The 12,083-nt window shown below is 52.4% G+C and carries 12 protein-coding genes; 6 read left to right on the top strand and 6 right to left on the bottom strand.

Features of this window, described 5'->3' with window-relative positions; all coding sequences use genetic code 11:
• Positions 1–37: 37 nt before the first annotated feature.
• Positions 38–586 (top strand): GNAT family N-acetyltransferase, encoded by a 549-nt coding sequence (locus tag FCL49_RS05535; RefSeq protein WP_174352744.1) that lies wholly within the window; start codon positions 38–40, stop codon positions 584–586.
• Between the two features lie 2 nt (positions 587–588).
• On the opposite strand, the gene FCL49_RS05540 is transcribed toward FCL49_RS05535, so the two are convergent.
• The 3 genes from FCL49_RS05540 to FCL49_RS05550 all read right to left on the bottom strand — a co-directional run bounded on the left by FCL49_RS05540 (position 589) and on the right by FCL49_RS05550 (position 5,119).
• A complete protein-coding gene (locus FCL49_RS05540; protein ID WP_174352745.1) occupies positions 589–834 on the bottom strand; it encodes a YceK/YidQ family lipoprotein in 246 nt (81 codons plus the stop codon).
• A 162-nt stretch (positions 835–996) separates the two neighbouring features.
• Positions 997–3,558 carry a glucans biosynthesis glucosyltransferase MdoH gene (mdoH, locus tag FCL49_RS05545; RefSeq protein WP_174352746.1) on the bottom strand — a complete coding sequence of 854 codons (2,562 nt, stop codon included), beginning with the start codon at positions 3,556–3,558 and terminating at the stop codon, positions 997–999.
• On the bottom strand, positions 3,551–5,119 hold the full coding sequence (locus FCL49_RS05550; protein ID WP_174352747.1) for a glucan biosynthesis protein G: 1,569 nt from the start codon (positions 5,117–5,119) through the stop codon (positions 3,551–3,553). The genes mdoH and FCL49_RS05550 overlap by 8 nt, the downstream gene beginning before the upstream one ends.
• A 258-nt stretch (positions 5,120–5,377) precedes the next feature.
• Between FCL49_RS05550 and mdoC the strand changes: the two genes are divergently transcribed.
• The 5 genes from mdoC to FCL49_RS24755 all read left to right on the top strand — a co-directional run bounded on the left by mdoC (position 5,378) and on the right by FCL49_RS24755 (position 10,694).
• Positions 5,378–6,508: a glucans biosynthesis protein MdoC gene (gene mdoC, locus FCL49_RS05555; RefSeq protein WP_174352748.1), complete on the top strand. Its 1,131-nt coding sequence runs from the start codon at positions 5,378–5,380 to the stop codon at positions 6,506–6,508.
• Between the two features lie 216 nt (positions 6,509–6,724).
• Positions 6,725–7,741 (top strand): acyltransferase family protein, encoded by a 1,017-nt coding sequence (locus FCL49_RS05560; protein ID WP_174352749.1) that lies wholly within the window; start codon positions 6,725–6,727, stop codon positions 7,739–7,741.
• Between the two features lie 318 nt (positions 7,742–8,059).
• Positions 8,060–8,284, top strand: coding sequence for a hypothetical protein (locus tag FCL49_RS05565; protein WP_017892394.1), 225 nt, complete (start codon positions 8,060–8,062; stop codon positions 8,282–8,284).
• A 285-nt stretch (positions 8,285–8,569) separates the two neighbouring features.
• The gene (locus FCL49_RS05570; RefSeq protein WP_174352750.1) at positions 8,570–10,291 is read left to right on the top strand and encodes a potassium/proton antiporter; all 1,722 of its coding nucleotides are present in this window, start codon (positions 8,570–8,572) and stop codon (positions 10,289–10,291) included.
• 274 nt (positions 10,292–10,565) lie between these two features.
• The gene (locus tag FCL49_RS24755; protein ID WP_017892392.1) at positions 10,566–10,694 is read left to right on the top strand and encodes a hypothetical protein; all 129 of its coding nucleotides are present in this window, start codon (positions 10,566–10,568) and stop codon (positions 10,692–10,694) included.
• An 82-nt stretch (positions 10,695–10,776) separates the two neighbouring features.
• On the opposite strand, the gene FCL49_RS24760 is transcribed toward FCL49_RS24755, so the two are convergent.
• From FCL49_RS24760 to FCL49_RS05580, 3 genes are all read right to left on the bottom strand, one after another.
• The gene (locus FCL49_RS24760; protein ID WP_017892391.1) at positions 10,777–10,908 is read right to left on the bottom strand and encodes a hypothetical protein; all 132 of its coding nucleotides are present in this window, start codon (positions 10,906–10,908) and stop codon (positions 10,777–10,779) included.
• A gap of 68 nt (positions 10,909–10,976) precedes the next feature.
• Positions 10,977–11,480, bottom strand: coding sequence for a YlaC family protein (locus tag FCL49_RS05575; protein WP_174352751.1), 504 nt, complete (start codon positions 11,478–11,480; stop codon positions 10,977–10,979).
• 127 nt (positions 11,481–11,607) lie between these two features.
• Positions 11,608–11,907: a hypothetical protein gene (locus tag FCL49_RS05580; protein WP_174352752.1), complete on the bottom strand. Its 300-nt coding sequence runs from the start codon at positions 11,905–11,907 to the stop codon at positions 11,608–11,610.
• Between the last annotated feature and the right edge of the window lie 176 nt (positions 11,908–12,083).

Genomic DNA, 12,083 nt, shown 5'->3' on the forward strand with positions numbered 1-12,083 from the left:
CCGCCCATAAACTCCCCATCATTTTCAGAGAGGCAGTATGATTATCCGTCAGGCACGCCCCGAGGATTACCCCGCCATTCTGCAGTTGCAAACACAAAATACCCCCGCCAATTTAAGCGACAGCCAGAAGCGTCAGGGTTTTATTGTTTCCAGCATGAACGAAGCTCAGTTGGCCCACATTAATCAGGGCCTCGGTATTCTGGTGGCGGTTGAAGACCAGGCGTTGGCCGGCTTTGTTTGCCTGATGACCACGGACGCCCAGCCGCGCCCGCCGGTAGTGGACGCGATGCTGGAAAAGCTGGCCGGCGAGTCATTCAACGGGAAACCTTTGAGTGAACAACGGGTATTTATGTACGGGCCGGTATGCCTGGACTCTGCCTGGCGCGGCAAAGGCGTGCTGAAGCAGTTGTTCGCCGCCGTTAAAACGCATACACGGGAGAAGTTCGACGTTGGCGCTCTGTTTATTGACGACAGTAACCCGCATTCACTGGCTGCCCACCAGCAAGGATTAAAGATGACGGTGTTGGCGCCCTTCCACTGCGGCCCACAGGGGTACCAGCTGTTGGTGTTTGCCACCCGGGAATAGACTTACTCGTAAGGCCCGTGCTGTGCATCAAACGGCAGCATAAAAGTATCCACCACCATCGACAGCGGTACATCGATCACCGTGACATAGCGCCAGGGGGTATCGCGCAGATCCCATTGCACACCCGGGTAGTATTGATGGCCGTGGCCGGCACCCGGTACTGTGCGGCTGATAATACTGCCGCAGCCGGTTAACAGCGTCACGCCTGTTGCCAATAATGCCAGCCGAAAAAAAGAAGAGAGATTCACCAAATTGACTCTTAGCCCTGGTTGTTCTGAAAGTAAACAACGCCCGGCGCGAATGTTAGCATAGTTTTTTCCTTGCAGATCGTCAGCATTGCGTAAGCGAATAGCCAAAAAAAACGGGGAACACGCTGTGCGCATTCCCCGTTTGGGCTACCCAATCAACGCTTAGCGCTGACCTTGCGGATGAGCCCGTTCATTGTGTGGCAGTTGCTGATAATGCTCACGCCAGGCTGCACCTTCCGGCAACAACCAAACACGCTGATGCAGGCGCGACAAGGCAACGGGATCGCTCAACAGTTCCAGGCGTTTGCCCTTCACCAATTTCTCCGGCCCCAGTTGCAACGCCTCATTCACCCGCTCTTCACGATTGCGCTCGATAGCACCGCGCAGATGGTGACGCGCGGTCGCCAGCGCAGCCGCCAAAGCATTGAACGACGGGTTAACCACGGCGTGCATAAAGCCATTGGCCAGTGCACGTTCACGGTTAAGCTGCAGATACTCTTCGGTCGCCAGCAGTTCACGCGGAGGAGAATACTCTTCCGGGATCAGGAACAGTTTGGCGCGCTTGCTCTTGATCCCCAGCGTCGCACGGCTCGACAGAGACGAAACGATCGGTGACAGGATCAGCGAGAAGACGATTGGCGACAACCACCACAGGAAGCGCAGATCCAGCCAGGCCATCCCCCCCGCCCAGACCAGACCGAGCAGCATCTGTGAACCATGGCGCTTAAAGGCTTCGCTCCATGGCGTGTCATCATCGTCACGCTGCGGAGAATTCCACACCACTTCCCAACCGAGGAAGGCGCTGACCACAAACACCGTGTGGAACAACATGCGTACCGGAGCCAACAGCACCGAGAACAGCATTTCCAACAGCATCGACAGGAACAGACGCACGCCACCGCCGTATTCTTTGGCGCCCTTCGCCCAGATCAGCACGATACTGAGCAGCTTGGGCAGGAACAACAGCACCAGAGTGGTAGAGAACAGCGCTATTGCCAGTTCAGGACGCCACTGCGGCCAGACCGGGAACAGCTGACGCGGCTGCAGGAAGTACTGCGGCTCCATCAGGGTATGCACCACCTGCAACGCGGTGGACAACGCCAGGAACATAAACCACAGCGGTGCCGACAGATAGGACATCACGCCGGTCAGGAACACCGCACGGTGCACCGGGTGCATGCCCTTAACCAGGAACAGACGGAAGTTCATCAGGTTACCGTGGCACCAGCGACGGTCACGCTTCAGCTCATCCAGCAGGTTCGGCGGCAATTCTTCGTAGCTGCCCGGCAGATCATAAGCAATCCACACGCCCCAACCGGCACGACGCATCAGCGCGGCTTCCACAAAGTCATGCGACAAGATGGAACCGGCAAAGGAGCCTTCACCCGGCAGCGGTGCCAGTGCACAGTGCTCGATAAACGGCTTCACGCGGATAATCGCGTTGTGACCCCAGTAGTGCGACTCACCCAACTGCCAGAAGTGCAGGCCAGCGGTAAACAGCGGCCCGTAGACCCGGGTGGCAAACTGTTGCACACGGGCATACAGCGTATCCATACCCGAAGCTTTCGGCGCAGACTGAATGATACCGGCGTTCGGGTTGGCTTCCATCAGGCGCACCAGACCGGTGAGACACTCGCCGCTCATCACGCTATCGGCATCCAGGATCACCATATAGCTGTACTCACCACCCCAGCGACGGCAGAAGTCGTCGATGTTGCCGCTTTTACGTTTCACACGGCGACGGCGACGGCGATAGAAGATACGACCATGGCCATCTACATCACGGCACAGTTCCATCCAGGCCTTCTGTTCCGCCATGCAGATATCCGGGTCGTAACTGTCACTCAGCACGTAGATATCGAAATGCTCCAGCTGACCGGTGGCGGCAACCGACTCATAGGTCGCACGCAAGCCGGCGAACACCCGTTCGACGTCTTCGTTACAGATAGGCATGATCAACGCGGTGCGGTGCGCCGGATTGATTGGCTCATCGCCCTTGATAGTGGAAGAGATACTGTATTTGTCTTTGCCGATCAGCAGCTGCAGGAAGCCCATCAGCGCAGTCCAGAAACCGGCCGATACCCAACAGAACAGAATGGCGAACAGGATCAGAATGCCGGTTTGCAGTACGTAAGGCAGCAGTTGCAGCACCGACTGCATCAGATCCTGGTCCAGCATCGCCATCGGGTCGATCAGCGCCCAGCCCTGATACGGCAAAATGGTTTTCATGTACCAGGTGGCGATACCGGTCTGCACCAGCATCAACACCAGCAGCACATAACGACGCATTGAACCGACCACACGCCAGCGGTTTTCCGCGGCGGCTTCCTCTTTGGAAGCATGGCGGTTGTGCGGCGAACGCCCCAGCAGGGAATCCCAGAAGCGCGCCACCGGGTTGGTGCGCCAGGCTTCAGGGAACATGCTGGTACGTTTAATCGGTGGCGTGGCCTTCAAAATACTGCGGCCTTCCACGTCATTGTCAAAATCGTCGTCACTGACCGCATCCGGCCAGGCGCTTTCGATACGCGCCTTGACCGAGGCCAGCGCCACGTCATCCGCCGACAGCGTATCAACGTTGGCATCGGCGGCGCCCATCTTGCGATGCAGCGCCTCCAGTGCCTTGGCGTCATCCGCTCCCGGCTCGGGTTTAAGCGCCTCCGACCGCTCAGCGGTCAGAGGCATTGCCGCAAGATAATCCTGGGCAAGTTGAGTAGGCTTATTCATTGGCAGGTAGCTGATAGCTCCAGGTTTCCGACAGGGTCTTATCACCATTGACCAGCGCTGCGCGCATTTCTACCGGCTTCTTGTCGTCTTTCACTTTCAGACGCAGCGTCAGGCGCCAGCCTTTGGTCACTGGATTATAGCGGACATTGTTTTCTACCATCTCACCGTTATCACCGATGCTCACCTGAGCGGCAACCGGCGTAGCGCCATCCAGGCCTTTCAGTACCGGTCCGACGAAATCAACCAGGAATGCCACGCTGCCGTCTGGCTCGCGGATCAGGTTTGACTGCTTCACGTCGCCGGTAGAACGCATGGTCTGGCTGACGTAGGCAATATCCTGTGAATGCAACTTGTCTTCGTCACGGGTGAAGTGCAGGCGATAGTTCAGCGCCAGCGGCGTTTTGGCATCCGGCAACACGTCCGGAGTCCAGAAAGCAACGATATTGTCATTGGTTTCATCCGCCGTTGGGATTTCCACCAGCTCAACCTTACCTTTGCCCCAGTCGCCACGCGGCTCAATCCAGGCGCTTGGGCGCAGATCGTAACGATCGTCCAGATCTTCATAATCCTTGAAGTTGCGGCCGCGCTGCAGCAGACCGAAACCTTTAGGGTTCTCGACCTGATAGGTGCTGACAGACAGATGCTTAGGATTATTCAGCGGACGCCAGATCCACTCGCCGTTACCGGCATGGATAGACAGACCATTGGAATCATGCAGCGCCGGGCGGTAGTTCTGCGTCGGCGAAGGTTGGTTCGGCCCGAACAGGTACATGCTGGTCAACGGTGCCATACCCAGTTTGCCGACCTTGTCGCGCAGGAACACTTTAGACTCAACGTCCACCGTGGTATCGCGGCCCGGATAGACCACAAAACGGTAAGCCCCGGTAGCACGCGGTGAGTCCAGCAGCGCATAAATGACCAAATGCTTGTCGCCCTGCTTCGGACGTTCAACCCAGAACTCGCGGAAACGCGGGAACTCTTCGCCGGACGGCAAGGCGGTATCAATAGCCAGGCCACGGGCTGAAATCCCGTACACCTGTCCTTTACCTACCACGCGGAAGTAGCTCGCGCCCAGCAGGCTCATAATTTCGTCGTTCTTATCCGCACTGTTGATCGGATAAATCACCTTGAAACCGGCAAAGCCGAGATTTTTTACCGATTCCGGATCGTGCTTGACCGAACCAAAATTGAAGTAGTCCGGGTTGTACTTGATCTGCTTGACGGTGGTCGAGGTGACCTCGTTGATTTTCACCGGCGTGTCGAAGTACATCCCCTGATGATAAAACTCAAGCTTGAATGGGGTTTTCAGCTTGCTCCAATAGGCTTTATCGTGATTGAACTGAATTTGCTGATAGTCCGCGAATTTCATCTCACGGAATTGAGAAGGAAGGTTGCTTTTCGGCGCCTCGAAGCCTTTCCCTGCCAGATCCTGCGCCTGCTTGGCCACATCATCAATAGAAAAAGCCCATGCCGGCGAAGTCAACAGCGTGAACAATACGGTCGCACCTAACCAACGTACGCTCGCGGCGCGTGGTTTCTTGGATAATATATTAACTAGCACATCCCCCCCTATTCGTGTGCTCAAATCATTTAAATCCATATTAATGGATTATTCAGCTTTCCGACAACATGATAAATGGATGGTTCATGTTTATGGCTCATTGTTTAAGCAGCTGACTAAACACCAGCGTAGCAAGCCCCGCAACAAGACGCTATGGAAAAATGTGAAACGCTATAGTAGGGTTTGAGGTTCGATTTAACCATTGCCGACTTATTAAGCGTGTTAATGACCATTCGATAAAATCATCAGCGGTAAACTATGACTAAAGGCAGCAACCAACGCGAGTTTTTCCTCGATTCGATCCGGGCTTATTTGATGCTGCTCGGCATCCCTTTTCATCTGTCCCTGATCTATTCCAGCCATGCCTGGGCGGTGAACAGTGCTACACCTTCCTTCTCGCTGACAGTGCTGAACGACTTCATCCATGCCTTCCGCATGCAGGTGTTCTTTGTGATTTCCGGCTACTTCTCATACCTGCTCTATGAGCGTTATGAACGCCATAAGTGGTTGAAGGTAAGGCTGGAGCGGGTGGCCATCCCGCTGCTGAGTTCGATCCCGTTAATAACGGTGCCACAGTTTTTCATGCTGAAATACTTCACCGATAAATTAAACGGCTGGGAAAATTTTTCGCTCTATCAGAAAATAAATGTAACAGTTTGGGAACTGGTTTCTCACCTGTGGTTTTTATTAACCCTGTCCTTACTGACTACCCTTTGTTTTTATCTGTTCAAAAAAATCAAGGCAATTAAAAGTAATGCCCCACCCTATCCAATAAATAAAATGACTGGATTAGGAAATATCTCACTGTTCTTTCTTATTTATGCTTTATGCTATTCGGCCGGGCACCGTATTATTTTAATTTTTGCTCCATATTTACTCTCCAATGGCCTGTTCAATTTCGTGGTCATGGAGACGATGTTCTACCTGCCGTTCTTCATCCTTGGCGCTTACGCCTTCAAGTATGTGTGGTTGAAAGAGATTTTCCTCAAACCCTCCGTCTGGTCGCTGCTCGGTTCACTGCTGCTGTTCGTTGCCTACATGCTGAATCAGAAGTATCTGGCCCACAGTAGCTATATGTTTGAACTGGAAGTGCTGATCAAAACCCTGCTGGGGATCCTGATGGCCAACGTGGTTTTCTCATTCGGACATACCCTGCTGAATTATCACTCGCCACGAATCACTTATCTGGTCAACGCCTCGCTGTTTATATATCTGGTGCACCATCCACTGACCCTGATATATGGCGCGTTTGTGACGCCACATATCAACAATAACCTGCTGGGTTTCCTGCTGGGTTTGGTGTTTGTCTTCTCCTGTGCCTTCGCCTTATATGAGTTGCACAAACGCGTCCCACTACTCCGCTTCCTGTTCTCCGGAAAACCGCAATAACCAATTGGCATCGCCCTCGCAGGGTGATGCCTCATCTCCTGGTGCCAGCAAATTCGTCTTCGTTAACTTTTTGAATGTTTTACGCATCCTCACACATTGAGCATATTCCTAATAATCGTCCTATTCCCGCCATCACATTGCAAAACGGCAATCGCCTGTTACGCTCATTATGCAGATTTGTAAGTTTTTTTGTTTTTTCTTGGGCTGGGTAATCATATGAGAGAAGCATGGGTCGACTATGCGAAGGGAATCGGTATCATTTTGGTGGTCTTTGGCCACGTTAATCGCGGTTTATACAGTGCGGGTATTCACCTTTCAGAATCGTTTTACCAACTGACTGACAGCGTTATCTACAGTTTTCATATGCCATTGTTCTTTTTCCTCTCAGGCTTGTTTTTTGTTCAGTCATTAGAGAGAAAGGGGAAAGGTCGTTTCATCCTCAGTAAAATTGATACCATCGTATACCCCTATATCATTTGGTCATTACTGCAAGGCACCGTCGAGGTTGTGTTATCTCGCTATACCAACAACTCGGCCAGTCTGAACGACATGCTGGCGTTGTTTACTCATCCACGGGCACAATTCTGGTTCTTGTATGCCCTGTTTATGGTGTTTGTCCTTGCGACCCTGCTGTATAACAAAAATAAATTCAACTATATCCTGCCTACGCTGATCATCATCAGCGCCGGGTTATACGTATACCAGGACAGTCTTACCAAGGCTTTCCACTTTGGTTATATCACCAGTTTTATGATTTTCTTTCTGCTCGGTGCTTTGGCCATTCGTTACTCGGCGACTATTGCCAGAATCAGTATGACTTCCAGTCTGGTGGCCATGTTCGCCTTTGTGCTGCTTGAATGGAGTTTCCATGACTATCTTGGTCTGACCTATACCGATGCAGGTCTGTATTCCATGATCCTGGCTGTAGTCGCCATCACCTTTATCATTTGCCTGTCCGTTTTGTTGGCGAAGGCAGATATAACCTGGCTGAAACGACTCGGTGAGTTAAGCATGGTGATCTACCTGATGCACATCTTGGCCGCCAGTGGGCTGCGTATAGTGTTGACCAAGTTTCTGCATGTTAATAACTGGTCAGCTCATATTATCGCCGGCACCTTGTTCGGTCTCATCGCACCGATGGTTGCTTACTATTTGATTCAACGGCTGCACCTCAATTTTCTGCTGGAACGTCCGAGTTTCCACCGGGCACAACCCAAAGAAAAAACCCTCTGAACATCCGAGGCGGCTCCGGCCGCCTCCACCTCAGTTTTAGCTACCAAAAACACATTTCCGCCGCCTTCATCACTGCCAGCCACAGCTGTAACACGGGATATAGAGCACACATTGCTCACCCCAGTGGCGAAAGTTAAGGCAAAGTTATGCTGGAGCATATTGCCGCTAGTTGTTATAACTGCAATGCATAAGTGGAAATCCACATCCCTGCCTTACGGTAGCGATTGGGCTCAATGAACCCTGAGGGACGACGTTGTCGTTATCAATTGCGACAATGTTTGCAGTATCTCCCTTCCGTCACGACAGAGAGGATTTTTAATGACTGATAAAGACACTTCGGCTCCGGAAGCCGTACCAGAAAACGCCACCCTGCTGAAAATTCTTGGTCGGTTGCTTTCCGCACTGGATGCATCAATCAGCGGCAAGGACCGCAGCATTCTGGTCACCGAGCTTTCCAGCCTTAACCTTGATGGTATTTCAGAGTCAGAACGAAAACTGGCTGCCGAGCTGATCAAGCGGGCTTTGCAATCACTCGATCATTAATGACACCACGCCTGCAAACCATTAAGCCTCCTCACGGGGGCTTAATGGTTTTTCCTTCCCGCCATTTATTGCTCGCATAGAACCACAGCAAGCTGATAACTATAGATAAAAGCGAGAAGTTCATCGTTTTCTCCCCACTTCCTCACACTTTCTCTCTTAAATGACAATAAATGCCAAACTGTTTTCGAATCACCCTTGGCGTTTTACCTAAAAAACAGGCTATCATCATGGGGTATCTGCGCCCGCGCGCAACGCCTTTCCCCCAGCCTGCAGGAGAACGTTATTTTGGATGCCAGCACCATTAACAGTTTGTTCATCATCGGTGCCGTGTTGGTGGGAGCAAGTATTCTTCTCAGTTCATTTTCTTCACGCCTGGGTATTCCCATTCTGGTGATCTTCCTCGCTATCGGCATGCTGGCGGGAGTTGATGGTCCGGGCGGTATCGTTTTCAGTAATTACCCGGTGGCCTATCTGGTCAGTAACCTGGCACTGGCCGTGATCCTGCTCGATGGCGGCATGCGCACCCGCGTCAGTTCATTTCGCGTGGCACTTTGGCCGGCACTTTCCCTCGCCACCGTCGGCGTGGTGATCACCGCCGGGCTGACGGGGCTGGCTGCCGCCTGGTTGTTCAACCTCGACCTGCTACAGGGCATGCTGATTGGCGCCATTATCGGCTCTACCGATGCCGCGGCGGTATTTTCACTGCTCGGCGGCAAAGGCCTTAACGATCGCGTCAGTGCCACGCTGGAGATTGAATCCGGCAGCAACGATCCGATGGCGGTGTTTCTTACCATCACCCTGATTGCGATGATCTCCGCCGGCGAAACCACGCTGAGCTGGATGTTCCCCATCCACCTGTTGCAGCAGTTTGGTATGGGCATTGTCTTTGGGCTCGGCGGCGGCTGGCTGCTGCTGACCTTGATCAACCATATCAAACTGGCCGAAGGTCTCTACCCACTGCTGGCCGTCAGCGGCGGCATTTTGATTTTTGCGCTGACCACTGCGCTGGATGGCAGCGGCATACTGGCGGTGTACCTGTGCGGGCTGACTCTGGGCAATCGTCCAATCCGTAACCGGCACGGTATTGTCCAAACCTTTGACGGCCTGGCCTGGCTGAGCCAGATCGGCATGTTCCTGGTGCTGGGCCTGCTGCTTAATCCACACGAGCTGTTACCTATTGCCATCCCTGCCCTGCTGCTGTCGTTATGGATGATCCTGTTCGCCCGACCGCTTTCAGTGTTTATCGGGTTACTGCCGTTTCGCAGCTTTACCCTGCGTGAACGCAGCTTTATTTCCTGGGTCGGTCTGCGCGGCGCCGTGCCGGTCATTTTGGCCGTTTTCCCGATGATGGCCGGATTGCCAAACGCACAGTTGTTCTTCAACGTAGCCTTCTTTGTGGTGCTGGTTTCACTGTTGTTGCAAGGCACGACACTGTCGTTCGCCGCGAAGAAAGCCAAGGTTATAGTGCCGCCAGCCCTGGCACCTATTTCGCGAGTCGGGTTGGACGTACACCCGGAAAACCAGTGGGAACAGTTTGTTTATCAACTCTCGTCGGAAAACTGGTGTGTGGGTGCTGCACTGCGTGAATTGAAAATGCCACCCGGCACGCGTATTGCCGCACTGTTCCGTGGCAAAGAGTTGTTGCACCCTAGCGGCAGCACGCGGTTGCGCGAAGATGACATCCTGTGCGTTATCGGCCACGAGCATGATCTGCCAGTGCTGGGCAAACTGTTTAGCCAGGCGCCGGTAGTCACTATGGATGAGCGTTTCTTCGGCGACTTTATCCTGCAATCAGATGCACGCCTGAGCGATATTTCACAGCTGTATGGGCTTAACCTGCAAGAAGGTGTGGACGAAGAGCAAACACTGGGTCAATTCGTCATTAAACTGATTGGCGGCGAACCCGTGGTAGGTGACCAGGTAGAATGGGACGGTCTGACCTGGACCATCGCCGAGATGGATGGCAATGCCATCAGTAAAATCGGCGTAAGAATTGTAACTGACTGATCCTTCCTCAATACCGGTCGCTGTGTGACAACACCCGCAGCGACCGCCTCAAAACAGACGGAACTTATAGACCCTGAAAGGTTCTTAAACTCTGTGATTATCAAAACCGGGCGTTTAGCCCCGACGTTTTAACCTTTACTCTGGGAACGCTGCGTAGCAGTGATGGGTATTGATTTGAACAGTAAAACTCGATTTCTATCGGCCATGCTGGGGATTGCACTGACGGTCATTGTGCTTGATCTGAGTATCGCCGATTTGGTCCACAGGCTCTTAATTGGATAATTTTAACGTGGCACAGCAGCAACAAGAAAAAGACATTCTGGGCAAGATACTGATTACCGTCTCCGCACTCTGCCTGATTACCGTGGCAGCGTTACTGATTTGGGGTTTTGTGCTGGATTAACCATCAACCTAGCGAGCACAACCCACCCGAACTCGGGCATAAAAAAACCGCCGCAGCGGTTTTTTTATTGGCGATGGCAAGATCAAATCTTGCAGCCTTCGCAATCTGCCTCATCCTCAAGGATTTCTGGCAGTTCTTTTGCTTTCTGCGCCGCTTTCTCTTCTGCCTGCGCCAATTCGGCATCGATATCAAAATCGAAAATATCATCACTCATGGTAAATCCTCACGCTTAACTGGCTTCAATGCGTGAGTATAATCGACAACTCTTCAGCCGCAAACCCTTCAGTTGAGCACCGCCACCTGTGGCTGTTCATCCTGTGGCTTCTTTGAATACGCCAGATCGTAAACGTCATAGAAATCGATTTCACCTTTATTGGCGATGATTTCCTGCATACGCGCTTTCATCGCTGCTGCTATTGAGGGCTCATCCAACAACGCCTTCACCGACTGCGGTGACAGTGCGCGAGTGAAATACCACTCGCCGTTATAGCATACGCGCAGATCCAGCACGCCGATGTCCTCAAAGCGATACACCGGTTTGATTTCAATCAGCAGCATGGCGAACATGAACAACACGAAGGCAGTGAAAGCCAGGAAGGAAATGAACCCCATATAGGGGACCTGATACATCACGGCGATCACGGCAAAATAGCCGGCAAACATGGCGAGACACAGGTAACGGTGATCGCGGGCAAATTCACTGTTAAAGCGCAGTTTGCCATCGCGCCCTTCCTGCCGATTGATCCGCTCGATTTCTTTTACCAAGATGCTTTTAATCGCGTCCATCGCTACAACCTTATGCCAGGGGGACATTATTGCTATCAATAATCATTCCTCAAACTAACACAAGTACAGTTTGCGCAGGTAGATCAGTTAAGCAATTTTAAATGGGTAACTGTTATACCTCTAAGGGCTAACGTTGCAGGGAATTTTTGCCTTGGGCAAACATAAACATCCGCTGAGCGATATCGTCAGCCTGTTTGATTTTTTGCTTTTGCGGCTCGTTGCCGCGCTGAATGGCACGAGCATAGGCCAGCTCATGCGCCTGGTCGATCATCGCAATAATCTTATCGCGATCCTGCTTATCCAGATTGCCGAGCATGGTGGTGATAATCGCCTGATAGGCGTTGGAGGCGGCGGTCAGCGACTTTTCTCTGGCTTCAAGTATCGCTACGCGTTGCATTAATTCCTGCAGTTGATCGGACTCTGACATGGCGATCTCCTGTTGCCGGGCAGCATACCTGCCTGATTACAGTTTAGCAAAGATCGCTGGAACGGAAGAAAACATAAAGAAAGGAAGAGAAACGGTTACGGCAAAGCACACCCGAAAAACCCAACAAGGAGCCGATAGTGCAAATCAACCCGGGTGCACTTTACGGTAACGGTTCA

The sequence above is a fragment of the Serratia proteamaculans genome (assembly GCF_013337185.1).
GTDB lineage: Bacteria > Pseudomonadota > Gammaproteobacteria > Enterobacterales > Enterobacteriaceae > Serratia > Serratia proteamaculans_D.

Bases quoted from the DNA above. Each gene is read 5' to 3' on its own strand.
- FCL49_RS05560 (WP_174352749.1), top strand. From the start codon at position 6,725: ATGAGAGAAGCATGGGTCGACTATGCGAAGGGAATCGGTATCATTTTG.
- mdoH (WP_174352746.1), bottom strand. From the start codon at position 3,558: ATGAATAAGCCTACTCAACTTGCCCAGGATTATCTTGCGGCAATGCCT.
- FCL49_RS05575 (WP_174352751.1), bottom strand. From the start codon at position 11,480: ATGGACGCGATTAAAAGCATCTTGGTAAAAGAAATCGAGCGGATCAAT.
- FCL49_RS05580 (WP_174352752.1), bottom strand. From the start codon at position 11,907: ATGTCAGAGTCCGATCAACTGCAGGAATTAATGCAACGCGTAGCGATA.
- FCL49_RS24760 (WP_017892391.1), bottom strand. From the start codon at position 10,908: ATGAGTGATGATATTTTCGATTTTGATATCGATGCCGAATTGGCGCAG.
- mdoC (WP_174352748.1), top strand. From the start codon at position 5,378: ATGACTAAAGGCAGCAACCAACGCGAGTTTTTCCTCGATTCGATCCGG.
- FCL49_RS05535 (WP_174352744.1), top strand. From the start codon at position 38: ATGATTATCCGTCAGGCACGCCCCGAGGATTACCCCGCCATTCTGCAG.
- FCL49_RS05565 (WP_017892394.1), top strand. From the start codon at position 8,060: ATGACTGATAAAGACACTTCGGCTCCGGAAGCCGTACCAGAAAACGCC.